This window comes from Thermosynechococcus sp. TG215, from assembly GCF_031583455.1.
Lineage (GTDB): Bacteria > Cyanobacteriota > Cyanobacteriia > Thermosynechococcales > Thermosynechococcaceae > Thermosynechococcus.
The window spans coordinates 2,071,447-2,085,396 of sequence record NZ_CP134178.1 but is presented as its reverse complement, the minus strand read 5'-3'; the positions used below and the strand labels follow the sequence as shown (position 1 = coordinate 2,085,396).

Here is a 13,950-nt window from a genome sequence, read left to right as displayed (position 1 = left end):
GATCCCGAAGTGGGTTAGGATGGGCGCAGAGTTTGTCCTTGTCCGTAACCATGATGGACGGTCTTCGTGAGCTACTGGCTAACCATGTCCTCTGGGTCGCTTTCGCCGCCAGCGCGATCGCCCAAATGCTCAAGTTACTGATTGACATTGCCAAACACCGCAAGCTCAATTTCCGCGTTCTGGTGGAAACGGGGGGCATGCCCAGTTCCCATTCCGCCCTTGTTACTGCTTTGGCGACTGGGGTGGGGCTGCAGCGGGGCTGGGATAGCATTGAGTTTGCGATCGCCGTTGTCTTTGCCTGCATTGTCATGTACGATGCGGCCGGGGTGCGCCAAGCCGCTGGTAAACAAGCCCGCATTCTCAATCAAATTGTTGATGAATTTTTCCAAGATGGGCACGAATTGGCAGAAGCCCGCCTCAAGGAGTTATTGGGGCACACCCCCATTCAAGTCATCGTTGGTTCCGCCCTTGGGGTGGCGATCGCTTGGCTAGCGGTCTAAGGGTTTGCCCAGCGGTTATCGCCCTGTCTCGCGACCATAGCGATCCTCAAAGCGGACAATATCATCTTCGCCAAGGTAGGCTCCCGACTGCACTTCAATCATTTCAAGGGGAATTTTCCCCGGATTGGCCAAGCGGTGCACAGCGCCCACAGGGATATAGGTGGACTCATTCTCCGTCAGCAGAAACGTTTTGCCATTGCAGGTAACTTCCGCTGTACCACTGACAACAATCCAATGTTCTGCGCGGTGATGGTGCTGTTGCAGCGAAAGACTCGCCCCCGGCTTGACCGTAATCCGCTTCACTTGAAAGCGATGACCAGCATCAATCGCAGTGTAGTGCCCCCAAGGACGATAGACGACGGGATGGTTGTCCGCCTCCGGGCGCCCTTGCGCTTGCAGTTGCTCCACCACTTGTTTGACTTGTTGTGCTGCCTTCTGATGGGCAATGAGAACGGCATCGGCTGTTTCCACAACGATCAGATCGTCCACCCCCAGTAGGGTCACCAAGCGATGCTGACTGTGAACAAAGCACTCTTTGCTGCTATAGAGAAGGACATTGCCACGGCAACTGTTGCCAAATTCATCCTTGGGTGTCACCTCCCAGAGACTCGACCAAGACCCCACATCACTCCAGCCGCACTCTAGGGGCACCACCGCTGCTTTTTGCGTCTTTTCCATCACCCCATAGTCCACCGATAAACTGGGACACTGACTCAAGGGTGCTTTGGCCAAGCGGATAAAGTCCAAATCCTCCTGTCCCTCCCGCAGTGCCAAGCGGCAATGGTGCAAAATGTCTGGCTGCTGCTGTGCCAATTCTGCTAAGAAGCTCTGGGCGCGGAAGAGAAACATACCGCTATTCCAAAGGTAATGGCCATCCGCTAGATAAGCCTCTGCCGTTGCCAAATCGGGTTTTTCGACAAACTCTGCCACCCGATAGGTGTGGGCCTCACTGAGAGCTTCCCCCCGCCGAATGTAGCCGTAGCCTGTATGGGGAGAGGTGGGGGTAATGCCAAAGGTCACTAACCAGTCCTTGGTGGCGGGTGCAAGTGCCCGTTGTAGCCCCTGCTGAAAGGCGGCAACATCCTGAATTAAATGATCCGCTGGTAGCACCAAAAGAATGGCATCGGTGGCGAGGACTTCTGTGACGTAGAGCGCAGCAAGGGTAATCGCAGGAGCCGTATTGCGCCCCAAGGGTTCGAGCAAAATCCGCGTTGGTGTCACCCCTAGCTCTTGAAATTGTTCCGCTACAAGGAAGCGATGGGCGTCATTGGCCACCACCACTGGCGGTTGCACTTGGGGTAAACCCTGCAAGCGTTGCCACGTTTGTTGCAGCAGACTTGCGCCTTCGCTCGTTAAACGCATAAACTGCTTGGGATGGGCTTGGCGCGATAAGGGCCAAAGGCGACTGCCTGATCCCCCGGATAGAATCACTGGAATACAGTTCATTGCAAGGCTTCCTGAAATCTAGTTAGTGCAACGCTTAAGCGTAGTTTAGCCGCAGTCAGTCTATCTTGATTGCTTGATTGAATTGCTTGATTTATTTGCATTAAGCGATCCCCTACAATGAGGAACGATTTCTGTGGAGTGTGCTATGGCGATTAAAAAGGGAGATTTGGTAAAGGTCGTTGCTGAAAAATTGGCCAACAGTGTTGAGGCCTTGGCCAGTGATCATCGCTATCCCCCCTATCTCTTTGAGGGACGGGGTGAGGTGGTGGAGATTCGCGGTGACTATGCGCAGATTAAATTTCCAGTGCCCACCCCTACAGTTTGGCTGCGCCTCGATCAACTGGAGGTTGCCAAATAACCGCCATTAGGGTCTCTTGCGAGTCTAGGAGCCAATGAAGAGTACCCGTGTTAGCAATTTTCAGCTTGTCTGGATATGATGGAGGCAATGCTGTTGCTTAACATTTGGTAATGTTAGTTCAACCTTCGCAACCTCAACGCTGGTTTCAGTGGCTCAAGGAGACGCTCCTTTTTGGGCAAGAACCCAGTGGCGAACTCTTAGCCATTTTGCTGGTGTATTTTGTCCAAGGGGTGTTGGGCTTAGCACGGCTGGCCATTAGCTTTTTCTTTAAGGATGAGTTGGGGCTGTCGCCAGCGGAAGTGGCAGCATTAATGGGTGTGGCTGCGCTGCCTTGGGTCATTAAGCCGGTGTTTGGCCTCATTTCTGATAGTGTGCCGCTTTTGGGATTTCGTCGCCGTTCCTATCTTGTCCTGTCGGGCTTGCTGGGCTGTGGGGCGTGGTTGAGCTTGGGGACGTGGGTGGCTACCCCTTGGCAGGCAACGGCAGCGATTCTCGCAGCCTCGATCGCGATCGCCCTCAGTGATGTGATTGTCGATTCACTGGTGGTGGAACGGGCACGCCAAGAATCGGCGACTGAAATGGGAACGCTGCAATCCCTAAGCTGGGCAGCGACTGCCGTGGGGGGCATCCTCACCGCTTACTTTAGTGGCCAACTGTTGCAGTGGTTTAGTCCGCGTACAGTGTTTCAAATTACAGCGGCGTTTCCGCTCTTGATGTCGGGGGTTGCGTGGGCGATCGCCGAAGCACGGGTTACGGCTCGGCCTCAACTGCGTCAGACTTGGGAGCACATCAACCGTGTGCGCCAAGCAATGATGCAAAAACGGATTTGGTTGCCGGTGGCGTTTCTCTTCCTCTGGCAAGCCACCCCCGGCTCGGAATCAGCCTTCTTTTTCTTCACAACGAATGAATTGGGCTTTGAGGCGGAGTTTTTGGGGCGGGTGCGCCTTGTCACTAGCATCGCCTCCCTCTTGGGGGTGTGGATTTTCCAGCGCTACTTGAAAACGCTGCCCATTCGTACCATTTTTTTCTGGAGCACGATTCTCTCAGCCCTTTTGGGACTCTCTAGCTTGATTTTGGTCACCCACCTCAATCGCCAATGGGGCATTAGTGACCAGTGGTTTAGCTTGGGGGATAGCCTCATTTTGGCAGTTATGGGGCAGATTGCCTTTATGCCGGTACTCGTGTTGGCGGCGCGGCTGTGTCCGCCGGGGATTGAGGCCACCCTCTTTGCGCTGCTGATGTCCATTAGCAACCTTGCCAATCTGGTCTCCCATGAGTTGGGGGCACTGCTGACCCACTGGCTGGGGATTACCGAGCATAACTTCGATCGCCTCTGGCTGCTGGTGCTCATTACCAACCTGAGTACGCTATTGCCCCTACCCCTGTTGAACTGGTTGCCGCAGCAGGTGCCGGCGCCCGCCCCTCAATCCTCTGTCACTGTTGAGTTGGAGCCAAGTGTCTCATGACTGGAGTTTTAGATCGCCCCTACACGATGGCGGATTGGCGGGGGGGGACCGAATCTCTCACCCAAGAATATGACTATTGGATTGAGGATGTCGAAGGTACGGTGCCCACGGATTTGGTGGGAACGCTCTACCGCAATGGCCCTGGACGGTTGGAGCGCGGGGGAGTGCCCTTAGCCCATCCCTTTGATGGCGACGGCATGATCTGTGCTTTTCGCTTTGAGAAGGGACGGGTGCATTTTCGCAATCGCTACGTGCGTACCGCCGGATTTTTGGCGGAGGAAAAGGCCAATCGCCTTCTCTATCGCGGTGTCTTTGGCACCCAAAAACCGGGGGGCTGGCTGGCCAATTTCCTCGATATTCGGGTCAAAAACATTGCCAATACCCATGTGATCTATTGGGGGGGCAAATTACTGGCGCTCTGGGAAGCCGGTCTGCCCTACTGCCTTGACCCTGTGACCCTAGAAACCATTGGCCTCGACAACCTAGGGGGTCTCCTCAAGGAGAGGGATGCCTTTGCAGCGCATCCCCGCTTTGATCCTCAGACGCAGCGGCTCGTGAATTTTGGTGTCAAGCCCGGCCTCAGCACCCGCATTACACTCTATGAATTTGATGCCAGTGGTCAGTGTGTCTCGCAACCCGTATTTCAGATTCCGGGGTTTGCTTTTATCCATGACTTTGCCCTGACCCCCAACTACGCCATTGTCTTTCAAAATCCAGTGCGGTTAAATCCGCTGCCCTATCTGCTGGGACTGCGGGGCGCTGCCCAGTGCATTCAATTCCATGCGCAGGAACCGACACGGGTTTGGCTGCTGCCTCGTCGGGGTGGGACTCCCCAGATGTTGACGATGCCCGCCTGTTTTGTCTTTCACCATGCCAATGCCTACGAAGCTGGGGATGAAATTCATGTGGAGTCCATTGCCTACAGCCACTTTCCCAATCTCGAACCGGGCATGGATTTTCGGGAGGTGAATTTTGCGGCGCTGCCCTCAAGCCTGCTGTGGCGGATTCAATTGAACCCCAAAACCAAGGCGGTGGATTGGCAAGTGGTGAGCGATCGCCCCTGTGAATTTCCCGTAGTGCATCCGGCCAAGGTGGGGCAACCCTATCGCTACACCTATTTGGCGGCAGGGCATGATCCGAAAACCAATGCGCCTCTCCAGGCTCTGTGGCGGTGCGATCGCCAGACGGGCGAGGAACAATTTTGGTCGGCGGCGCCGCGTGGCTTTGCCAGTGAACCCATTTTTGTCCCGCGGGGTCTGCAAAAGGGTGACTTTCTCTGGCAGGGTGCCCAAGGGGAAGAAGATGGCTGGCTTTTGCAGGTGGTGTATGATGCCAGTTGCCACAAATCGCAGTTACTCATCTTTGATGCGGCAGCCATTAGCGCCGGGCCAGTGGCACGATTGCGCTTGAAACACCACATTCCCTATGGTCTCCACGGTTCATTTACCACAGCGGTCTAGGCAATGGGCATCGAAATTGAGCGCAAGTTCCTTGTCATAGGCGAAGAATGGCGATCGCTGGTCACAAGTGTGTCCCAATTTGCCCAAGGCTACCTGTCCACAGTTCCTGAGCGCACGGTGCGGGTGCGTCTTGCGGGGGAGGAGGCATGGATCACGATCAAGGGCAAAGCCAGCGGTGGCCAACGCCGTGAGTATGAGTATGCTATCCCCGTTGCTGATGCAAGGGAACTCCTCGCGGAATTGTGCCTACAACCCATCATCCAGAAAAACCGCTATCGTATTCCAGCGGGTGATCTGTGTTGGGAAGTGGATGAATTTACTGGCGCCTGTACTGGCCTGATTTTGGCAGAAATTGAATTGCCCCGTGCTCACTATCCCCTGACTCTACCCCCTTGGATTGGCCTTGAGGTGACCGACGACCCCCGCTATACCAATGCCTACTTAGCGGAGCACCCCTATCAGGAGTGGGCAACCGGCAATTCCTGAGATTCGATAGGATACAAAAATATCGCCACGGCTGCGCTATGCTTGCTCGGATTCGCCAGATTACCCAAACCCTCACCCCCCGTCTCATTGAAATTCGTCGCCATCTGCACCGCTACCCCGAATTGAGTGGTCAAGAACATCAAACGGCTGCCTACGTGGCGGGGGTACTTTCCTCCGCCGGCTTAACCGTACAGCAGGATGTGGGCAAAGTGGGGGTGATTGCGGAACTGGCGGGGAATCCTAAAAAACAGCGGCTCTTGGCCATTCGCGCCGATATGGATGCCCTGCCGATTCAAGAGCGCACTGGACTCGAGTTTAGCTCAAAACATAGCGGGGTGATGCACGCCTGTGGTCACGATGTCCACACCACGGTGGGTCTGGGCACGGCAATGGTGTTAGCAGCCCTCAAGGAGGAGTTCCCCGGCCGGGTGCGGTTTATTTTTCAACCAGCGGAAGAAATTGCCCAAGGGGCGAGTTGGATGATTGCCGATGGCGCTATGAAAGAGGTGAGTGCCATTTTGTCGCTCCATGTGTTTCCCACCATTCCAGCGGGGGAAGTAGCGGTACGCTATGGGGCGTTGACGGCGGCTGCCGATGACATTGAGTTAACGATTTTGGGAGAATCGGGCCACGGTGCCCGCCCCCATGAAGCGGTAGATGCGATTTGGATTGCCGCTCAAGTGATCAGTGCTTTGCAACAGGCCATTAGCCGCACGCAGAATCCCCTGCGACCCGTGGTGGTCACCTTTGGCAAAATTCAAGGGGGACGGGCTGCCAATGTCATTGCCGATCAGGTGACGCTTCAGGGAACGGTGCGATCGCTCCATCCAGAAACCCGTGCCACCCTCCCGACCTGGATTGAGCAAATTGTGGCCAATGTCTGCCATGCCTACGGTGCCCGTTACCAACTCCACTATCGGCGGGGCGTACCGGGGGTGGAAAATACGCCCTACCTATCGCAACTGCTGGCGGAGGCGGCGACTGATGTGGTGGGTGCCCCCCATGTGCATATTTTGCCGGAACCGTCCCTTGGGGCAGAGGATTTTGCCCTGTACCTAGAGCATGCCCCCGGTGCGATGTTTCGCCTTGGGGTGGGGTTTCGCGATCGCCCCAACTATCCCCTGCATCACCCGGAGTTTGATGTCGATGAACAGGCTATCCCTGTGGGCGTGATGACCCTTGCCCATGCGGCCTGTCGCTATTGGCAGATTCCCTACTAGTGCCGATTGGCGTGGTAGAGCATGCCGAGGGCGATCGCGCTGACGACAACCTTCGGTAACCAACTGGCCACGATGGGCGACACTGCTCCCCCCTCGCCAAAGGCGGTGAAAATAAAGGCAGCAACGTAATAGCCAAAAATAATCGCCACACTGAGACCAAAGGCACGCCCCTGTCCTTGGCGAGGAGAACTGATGCCCAAAACGGCACCGACAACGGCAAAACTCAGGCACAAAACGGGAAGGGAGAGCTTTTCCTGCAACTGCACCCGCCACTGCCGCAGACGTTTGGCATCGCCACTTTCCGCCAAAACTTGCAAGTACTGATAGATTTCGCGGCTGGTCATAAACTCTGGTGCCCGCGTTTCCATGGCCAAATCAAGGGGAGTGCGGGGGTAGGCAAATGTTCGTTCTGAGAAGGTCTCGGCCACGTCATAGTCGCGATCGCGGGTCAGGTGGTGGTAGGTGCCCTGCTGAAACAGCCACGCCGAACCCTGCCACTGGGCTTCCTGCGCCGTAATAATTTCTCGCAATTGCCCCTGCTCAAAGTTCAACACCGTCACTTGACCCATGACCTCGCCATCAAAACGATGGGCAAAAAAGAGTTGCTGAAGCTGCCCCCCAGCAAAACGACGGTAGAAGATATTGCGGGTTTGAAAGGTAGGTTGGGGGCGTTGAATCGCCACTTCCAAGGTCTTGATGGCGCGGTAGGCCATGGGGGGAGCCACCAGTTCATTGAGGGCAAAGGTAAAGAGCAAGGCACAGAACCCCGCTAGGAGCGCCGGTCGCACTAAACGCAGCGGACTCACCCCACAGCTTTTGCAAGCAATCAGTTCACTGCGACGGGAGAGTTGACTATAGGCAAGGAGCGAACCAAAGAGCATCGCCATGGGAATGCCCAGCACCGCAAAGGTGGGCAAACGCAGAAAAAAAACTTGAAGGGCACTGAGGATGCCAAGGTTGTGCTCCACCATATTGCGAATGAGGTAGAACACTGTACCAATAACGGCAGCGATCGCCGTAAAAATGCCAAAACCAAAGACAAAGGGGCGAATCATCTCCCGCAGAATATAGCGATCCAACAGGGAGAATCGCGGCTGCCAAGGCATCTTCTCAAGGGATCGGGCGATCGCCAGCATCTTTTATAGTCCCAAGCGGGGTTTTGCCAACTTCCAATAACGAAAGAATCGCTTCAAATCGGCATTGGCAGGTAACGTGACAAAGGGTTCTGGCTCTAGGATCTCCACTGGATAGGCCAATTGCTGACAAATGGCGCGAAAGCGAGGGCTAGGACTGGCCATTGTTACCACGCGATCGCCCCCGTGCACCTCAACAAAGGCATTCACCAAGGGAGCGACCTCACCCCGGTACATTGCCACGGGGAGATCCAGCAGGCACTCATAGAGAAAGACCAGCCGCTTCAGGCGAATTTGCCACTCCTTGAGGAGCGCTACATCCCAAACAAAAATGGCCGGCGCGTGGGGATAGCGGTCAAAGATGGGCGCCGTGGGGTCGAGGCAGTCTCCATGAACCCAAAGAATTGGCTGCCCCATTAGCGTTGCATGGCCTCTTTTTTCAACTGTTTGCTGTCCCGCTGCGCCGCTGCTGCCAAGTCGGCATCCAAGAGGGTTTGACCCGTGGCGGCCAAATAGACATCATCTAAACTGGGTCGTGACTGCGCCACGCTAAAGAGGGGGAGTCCTGCTTCCTCTAGCGCCCTTCTAATGGCTGCGATCGCCACAGCCGCATCTGTGACCACCAGATTCAAGGAGTTGCCTTGGTTGGCATTAATCAGCGCCGATTTCACGCAGTCCAATTGACTGAGAAGGGCCTGGGCCATTTGTGCCTCTTGACGCGGTGTAAATTCTCGTACCCGCAACGTGACGCGATCGCCCCCAATATTGGCCTTGAGTTCCTCGGGAGAGCCACTGGCAATCACCCGCCCCTGATCGAGAATCACCAAGCGATCGCTAAGGAGATCCACTTCCTCAAGGTAGTGGCTGGTCAAGATAATCGTCAGTCCTTGAGCCTTGAGATCCCGCAGCACATCCCAAATCACTTGGCGACTTTCAATGTCGAGGCCTACGGTGGGTTCATCCAAGACAAGCACTTGGGGTTGATGCAGTAGTCCTGCTGCGAGATCAAAGCGTTTGCGAATGCCACCCGAGTAGGTACCACACTGGCGATCGCGCCATTCCAATAAATCCAACCGTGCCAGCACTGCTTCAATGCGCTCTGGAATCAGGGCACGGGGAATGTGGTACAGCGCCGCCTGTAATTCTAGAAATTCCTGACCCGTGAGGATTTTATCAAGCGCCACCTCCTGAGCCACATAGCCTAATTTTTGGCGCACTAAATGAGGTTGGTGGAGAACCGAAAGACCACAGACTTCCAATACCCCAGCATCCGGTCGCGAGAGGGTACACAGACAGCGCAGTGTTGTCGTTTTCCCTGAGCCATTTGGCCCCAGCACCCCAAAAATTTCCCCTTGATGGGCGCTAAAGGAGACATCGGCCACCGCTGTAATGGGACCGTAGGACTTCTTGAGATGTTCGACCTTTACCGTGGCTGTCATGGTCATTCACTCTGTGTGTGATTCCCTTAACATTTTGACAGATCTTCCTCCTTACTTTGGTGCGCGTGCTACAACGGCAACTAGAGCCTATTGGGTGGGTTTCCCATGGCCACTGCCGAAACTGCGCCGATTGCCGAAGTCATGCACCTCACGGGCGATCGCCTGCGATTGCGGATTCAAGAACTGAAAACGGATGCTGCCTTTCGCGATTCCCTGAGTGCCTATCTGAAAACCCTCCAAGGGATCAAATCTGTTCACGTTAACCCCCTTGCCGCCTCAATTACCATTGAGTATCACCTCGAGCAAATCACGCCCCTACAACTGCTGGCGGCCATTCAATTTTGGGGGGATGTCCAGATCATTGGCCAAGGCAATAAGGGCTTGCAAAACCTCACCCGTGCCTTTGATCTCGAACCTGAAGAGGTGGGCAACAAACTCACCTCCATGGGCGGATTTCTCATGGGCGGCTACGTGGGCGATATTCTTGGTGGCATGGTGGGGGGAACGGCGGGTGGCCTGTTTATGGGGCCTGCGGGTGCGGTCATGGGGGTGCAAGTGGGCACCTTTGTTGGCGGTGTGATTGGTGCGCGATTAGGAATGGAAGCCACGGAGCAAATCACCCAACTGCAATTTACTGCCCTTGAGGAAACGCCGGAACGGGTCGCGAAAGCTTTGGAGATTCACAGCGGTGACAAAATCGGGGGTACCGCCGGTGAAATTGCTGGCGGTTTGGCAGGGCAAGTGGTCTTGGGGCCTGTGGGCGAAACCGTCGGGCGCGTAGTGGGCAATATGGTTGGTTCGCAACTGGGGGAAGATCTCGGGCGACAGTTGGCGGCGCCATCCCCTGAGGAACCTCCTCCCCCATCCCTGCATCTTTTTCTAGAGTGGTGGGTGAAAACCAGTCAAACCTTCACTAAGGAAACGCTATGGGCGACCCTCGGTGGCATGGTAGCACGAGCCATTCTGGGGCCTCAAGCGGAAGCTGAGGGCATCCGAGCCGGTACCCGCATTAGTCGCCATCTCGATATGCAGCAGCCCAACACCGCAGCAAAAGAGAAAAAAGTATAATCCTAAAGTAATGGCCTATGGAGATGTCCAGCGCGACAGGAGCGAACTAATGCTCGATACCATCTTACTCCTCATTATCGTCGTGATGGGAATTGCCGTTGGCTTCAACAGCATTGACCTTCTGCCAGAAACGGTTCTTGCTCAAGTGGCCAATGTGCGGGGATTGCAGTGGGTCATGGCTGGCTTTGGCGCCATTGTTGGCATTGCCCTTGGTTTATTGTTGCAGTCCCTTTACCATCGTCTTGAGCGCAGTATCCGCCAATTGCCCCCAGAAACGCTCTTGTCGCGAGCTGTGGGTCTGGTGGTAGGGTTGCTCTTGGCCAACTTGATGCTGGCACCGATTTTCCTGTTGCCCATTCCCAAAGATTTTTCCTTTATTAAACCCCTGATTGCTGTTCTCACCAGTATTGTCTTTGCCTATTCGGGAACCACCTTGGCCGATAGTCACGGGCCTGCCCTGCTGCGGTTAATTAACCCCAATGCCGTTGCCAGCAGTCTCTTGGCTGAGGGGATGCTCAAACCTGCCCGAGCAAAGGTACTGGACACCAGTTGCATTATTGATGGCCGCATTGAGGCACTGTTGAATCTCGGGGTACTCGAAGGGCAAATCATTGTGCCCCAGTTTGTGCTTCAGGAGCTGCAACTCATTGCCGATGCGGGGAATGAGCAAAAACGGATTCGCGGTCGGCGGGGTCTCGATGTTCTCAATCGTCTCCAAGCCAGTTTGGGCGATCGCATTGTCATTCACTCCGCAGACTATCCAGAATTAACAACGGTGGATGCCAAGCTGGTGCGCCTGTGCCAAGAAATCAACGGCACCCTTGTCACCAATGATTTGAATCTCAACAAAGTTGCCCGCTTCCAAAAAGTGGATGTCTTTAACGTCAACGAGTTAGCGCAAGCCCTGCGCCCCATCTACCTCCCCGGCGATACGCTGGAGTTGAAGATTCTCAAGGAAGGGAAAGAACCAGCGCAAGGGGTGGGCTACCTTGAGGATGGCACGATGGTGGTTGTCGAAGAGGGGGTGGATCACATTGGCGATCAGTTGTCGGTGGTTGTGACCAGTGCCCTGCAAACCTCGGCAGGCCGCATGATTTTTGCTCGCCTGCAAATGCCGACGATGGCCTAAATTTCCTCTTTTTCCCCTAGGGGGTCTCCTTATGACCCATGAGCCACCCAAGCCCACTTCCCCCCCGCAACTGGTTTCACCGTGGGTCTGGGGTCTTTTTGTTTTCAGCATCCTATTCCTCTTTGGTGTGCTGTTGGCGACGGTGTGGCGACCGACGCTCTTTCCCATTGATTTAGTGAATCCCGATCAGTTGCGGCCTCTGCCTGACCTCCTGCAGATGCCCACCGATGATTTAAGCGTGTGGTGGCCCATTGTCCTTGCAGCAGTGATGGCAGTTGCCCTCAATTTTATTCCCAGCAATAATGTTAGCCGCCTGATCATTCGCTTCATTGTTATTCTCTTTGGCTGCCGCTATCTGGTGTGGCGGGGCTGGGTGACGCTCAATGATGCCCACTGGTTGAGCTTTACTGCCAGTATTGGCTTCTATGGTCTTGAGGTGCTCTACTTTTTCACCTATTTGCTTTACTTCTATCAGACGGCATGGCTGACGACTGCATGGCGATCGCGACAGGCCAATTACTATCAGCAGGCGGTTCTCAGTGGTGAATACTGCCCCAGTGTGGATATTTTCATTCCCACCTATAATGAGCCTCCCTATATTTTGCGGCGGACGATTGTGGCCTGTCAGGCGATCAACTACCGAAATAAAAGCATCTATGTCCTCGATGATGGTCGGCGATCGGAAATTGCGGTTCTCTGTGAGCATCTGGGGGTCAACTATCTCACCCGTCCCACCAATGAGCACCGCAAAGCAGGGAACCTCAACCATGCCCTGAAATACACCACTGGTGAACTGATTGCTGTTTTTGATGCCGACTTTATTCCCTTTCAGAACTTCCTGAGCCGCACCGTGGGCTTCTTTCAAGATGATCACGTGTCCATGGTGCAGACCCCTCAGCACTTCTTTAACCCTGACTACCACGCCCAAAACCTTGGCATTGAGTTCATGATGCCCGGCGATATGGAGTACTTTTTTGGCTTTATTCAGCCGGGGCGGGACTTTGGCAACGCCATCATTTGCTGTGGCACCTCCTATGTGGTGCGCCGCCGTGACCTAGAAGCCGTAGGCGGATACTACACCCGCTGTGTGGTCGAGGATTTCCAAACGGGAACCAAAATGCAGATCGCTGGCTATCGCCTCGTTTACCTCAATGAAATCCTCAGCATGGGGGAGTCTCCTCGCAACTTCCAAGATCATCTGGAGCAACGGCTGCGCTGGCTACAGGGGAATATGCAAATCTATTTCTGTGGTGATGATCTCCCCATTTGGTCAAAACTGTCGTGGTTTCAGCGCAGTTGCCACCTCTCGCTGCTGTTGCACAACATCAATCCCTTTACCCGCACCTGCTTTCTCGTTGGTCCGTTTTTGAGCCTAATGACAGGCATCTCCCTAACGGTGGCGACGTTGGGTGAGTACCTTTTCTATGCCCTGCCCTACACGCTGTTAGTAATTGCCACCTTTAGCTGGGCGACAGAAGGGCGGTATTTTTCCGTCTGGGGTGAAGTCTATGAGGTGACCTTTGCCTTTCCGGGGATGGTGCAACTGATTAAAATCCTCCGCAATCCCTTCGGTAAAATTGGCAGCATTGTCACTAACAAGGGCACCCTCTCCAATCGGAAGCGGTTGAATTTGCGCTATACATGGCCGCTGGCGGCGTTTGTGATTGCAGTCGGGGTGGGGGTCTTTATCCGCTATGGGGGTTACTGGCTCCATATCTGGCCACCAATGGAGTATGAACGGGCGGGTTTAGAGGTGATGCTGGCTTGGACGCTCTACAACGCCTTTATTGCCTTGATTGCGGTTCTGTCCTCCATTGATCAGCCCACCCGCCGTCAGAGCGATCGCTTTCCCGTTTGCACTGTATGTCGTTTCCAACTGGGGGATCAAACCTACTGGGGCTATACCCGCGATGTGTCGGAGACTGGTGCTGCCCTATTGCTGACCGCAGGGCGTTTTATCGAAGCCCAAAGAGATACCGTCGGCACGCTGACCTTTTTGGAACAGGACTTTAGCGTCACCGCAGCCGTGGTTCGTACCCGCACTGAAGAGGAGCGGTGCTGCATTTACCTGCGGTTTTTAGAGGTCAGTGATGAGGCACAGCGGCACCTCGTACAACTGCTCTATGGTGGCCTCACATGGTGGCACAAACCCAAAGCCCCCAATGGCCTAGATGCCTTTTGGCCAATGTTGATTCGTCTCTTCGACTTTCGATCGCTCTTTAGCCTCTATAGCAATAATTGACCG

The 13,950-nt window shown here is 54.8% G+C and carries 13 protein-coding genes; 9 read left to right on the top strand and 4 right to left on the bottom strand.

Going from position 1 to position 13,950, the window contains the following annotated elements; genetic code table 11:
- Positions 1–50: 50 nt before the first annotated feature.
- Complete coding sequence (locus RHJ02_RS10220) at positions 51–500, top strand: divergent PAP2 family protein (RefSeq protein ID WP_149819142.1); 450 nt, start codon at positions 51–53, stop codon at positions 498–500.
- Positions 501–515: 15 nt separating this feature from the next.
- On the opposite strand, the gene RHJ02_RS10215 is transcribed toward RHJ02_RS10220, so the two are convergent.
- Positions 516–1,946, bottom strand: a complete 1,431-nt coding sequence (locus tag RHJ02_RS10215) for a mannose-1-phosphate guanylyltransferase/mannose-6-phosphate isomerase (protein WP_310744516.1) — start codon at positions 1,944–1,946, stop codon at positions 516–518.
- A gap of 145 nt (positions 1,947–2,091) precedes the next feature.
- On the opposite strand from RHJ02_RS10215, the gene ndhO reads away from it, so the two are divergent.
- From ndhO to RHJ02_RS10190, 5 genes are all read left to right on the top strand, one after another.
- Positions 2,092–2,304 (top strand): photosynthetic/respiratory NAD(P)H-quinone oxidoreductase subunit O, encoded by a 213-nt coding sequence (ndhO, locus tag RHJ02_RS10210; protein ID WP_181494778.1) that lies wholly within the window; start codon positions 2,092–2,094, stop codon positions 2,302–2,304.
- A gap of 110 nt (positions 2,305–2,414) precedes the next feature.
- Positions 2,415–3,770, top strand: coding sequence for a folate/biopterin family MFS transporter (locus tag RHJ02_RS10205; RefSeq protein WP_310800189.1), 1,356 nt, complete (start codon positions 2,415–2,417; stop codon positions 3,768–3,770).
- The gene (locus RHJ02_RS10200; protein WP_302678214.1) at positions 3,767–5,230 is read left to right on the top strand and encodes a carotenoid oxygenase family protein; all 1,464 of its coding nucleotides are present in this window, start codon (positions 3,767–3,769) and stop codon (positions 5,228–5,230) included. Before RHJ02_RS10205 ends, RHJ02_RS10200 begins: the two co-directional genes overlap by 4 nt.
- Before the next feature lie 3 nt (positions 5,231–5,233).
- Positions 5,234–5,716, top strand: a complete 483-nt coding sequence (locus RHJ02_RS10195) for a CYTH domain-containing protein (RefSeq protein ID WP_206200070.1) — start codon at positions 5,234–5,236, stop codon at positions 5,714–5,716.
- A gap of 38 nt (positions 5,717–5,754) precedes the next feature.
- On the top strand, positions 5,755–6,936 hold the full coding sequence (locus RHJ02_RS10190) for a M20 family metallopeptidase (protein WP_206200069.1): 1,182 nt from the start codon (positions 5,755–5,757) through the stop codon (positions 6,934–6,936).
- Here RHJ02_RS10190 and RHJ02_RS10185 read toward each other — a convergent pair.
- Genes RHJ02_RS10185 through RHJ02_RS10175 form a run of 3 tightly spaced genes read right to left on the bottom strand, consistent with a single transcriptional unit; the run spans position 6,933 to position 9,508 of the window.
- On the bottom strand, positions 6,933–8,072 hold the full coding sequence (locus tag RHJ02_RS10185) for an LptF/LptG family permease (RefSeq protein ID WP_310800188.1): 1,140 nt from the start codon (positions 8,070–8,072) through the stop codon (positions 6,933–6,935). The two genes, RHJ02_RS10190 and RHJ02_RS10185, sit on opposite strands and share 4 nt — an antisense overlap.
- Before the next feature lie 3 nt (positions 8,073–8,075).
- Complete coding sequence (locus RHJ02_RS10180) at positions 8,076–8,486, bottom strand: hypothetical protein (protein ID WP_302677676.1); 411 nt, start codon at positions 8,484–8,486, stop codon at positions 8,076–8,078.
- Positions 8,486–9,508, bottom strand: coding sequence for an ATP-binding cassette domain-containing protein (locus RHJ02_RS10175; protein ID WP_310800187.1), 1,023 nt, complete (start codon positions 9,506–9,508; stop codon positions 8,486–8,488). Before RHJ02_RS10175 ends, RHJ02_RS10180 begins: the two co-directional genes overlap by 1 nt.
- A gap of 105 nt (positions 9,509–9,613) precedes the next feature.
- Here RHJ02_RS10175 and RHJ02_RS10170 point away from each other — a divergent pair, with 105 nt between their 5' ends.
- The 3 genes from RHJ02_RS10170 to RHJ02_RS10160 are packed head-to-tail and all read left to right on the top strand — an operon-like array spanning position 9,614 to position 13,947.
- Entirely contained in the window at positions 9,614–10,576 is a 963-nt protein-coding gene (locus RHJ02_RS10170; RefSeq protein WP_310800186.1) for an HMA2 domain-containing protein, read from the top strand.
- Positions 10,577–10,625: 49 nt separating this feature from the next.
- Positions 10,626–11,705, top strand: a complete 1,080-nt coding sequence (locus RHJ02_RS10165; protein ID WP_149819124.1) for a PIN/TRAM domain-containing protein — start codon at positions 10,626–10,628, stop codon at positions 11,703–11,705.
- 31 nt (positions 11,706–11,736) lie between these two features.
- Positions 11,737–13,947, top strand: coding sequence for a glycosyltransferase (locus tag RHJ02_RS10160; protein ID WP_310800185.1), 2,211 nt, complete (start codon positions 11,737–11,739; stop codon positions 13,945–13,947).
- Positions 13,948–13,950: the final 3 nt, after the last annotated feature.

Bases quoted from the DNA above. Each gene is read 5' to 3' on its own strand.
- RHJ02_RS10190 (WP_206200069.1), top strand. From the start codon at position 5,755: ATGCTTGCTCGGATTCGCCAGATTACCCAAACCCTCACCCCCCGTCTC.
- RHJ02_RS10215 (WP_310744516.1), bottom strand. From the start codon at position 1,946: ATGAACTGTATTCCAGTGATTCTATCCGGGGGATCAGGCAGTCGCCTT.
- RHJ02_RS10205 (WP_310800189.1), top strand. From the start codon at position 2,415: ATGTTAGTTCAACCTTCGCAACCTCAACGCTGGTTTCAGTGGCTCAAG.
- RHJ02_RS10165 (WP_149819124.1), top strand. From the start codon at position 10,626: ATGCTCGATACCATCTTACTCCTCATTATCGTCGTGATGGGAATTGCC.
- RHJ02_RS10175 (WP_310800187.1), bottom strand. From the start codon at position 9,508: ATGACAGCCACGGTAAAGGTCGAACATCTCAAGAAGTCCTACGGTCCC.
- RHJ02_RS10160 (WP_310800185.1), top strand. From the start codon at position 11,737: ATGACCCATGAGCCACCCAAGCCCACTTCCCCCCCGCAACTGGTTTCA.
- ndhO (WP_181494778.1), top strand. From the start codon at position 2,092: ATGGCGATTAAAAAGGGAGATTTGGTAAAGGTCGTTGCTGAAAAATTG.
- RHJ02_RS10170 (WP_310800186.1), top strand. From the start codon at position 9,614: ATGGCCACTGCCGAAACTGCGCCGATTGCCGAAGTCATGCACCTCACG.
- RHJ02_RS10180 (WP_302677676.1), bottom strand. From the start codon at position 8,486: ATGGGGCAGCCAATTCTTTGGGTTCATGGAGACTGCCTCGACCCCACG.
- RHJ02_RS10185 (WP_310800188.1), bottom strand. From the start codon at position 8,072: ATGCTGGCGATCGCCCGATCCCTTGAGAAGATGCCTTGGCAGCCGCGA.
- RHJ02_RS10195 (WP_206200070.1), top strand. From the start codon at position 5,234: ATGGGCATCGAAATTGAGCGCAAGTTCCTTGTCATAGGCGAAGAATGG.
- RHJ02_RS10220 (WP_149819142.1), top strand. From the start codon at position 51: ATGATGGACGGTCTTCGTGAGCTACTGGCTAACCATGTCCTCTGGGTC.
- RHJ02_RS10200 (WP_302678214.1), top strand. From the start codon at position 3,767: ATGACTGGAGTTTTAGATCGCCCCTACACGATGGCGGATTGGCGGGGG.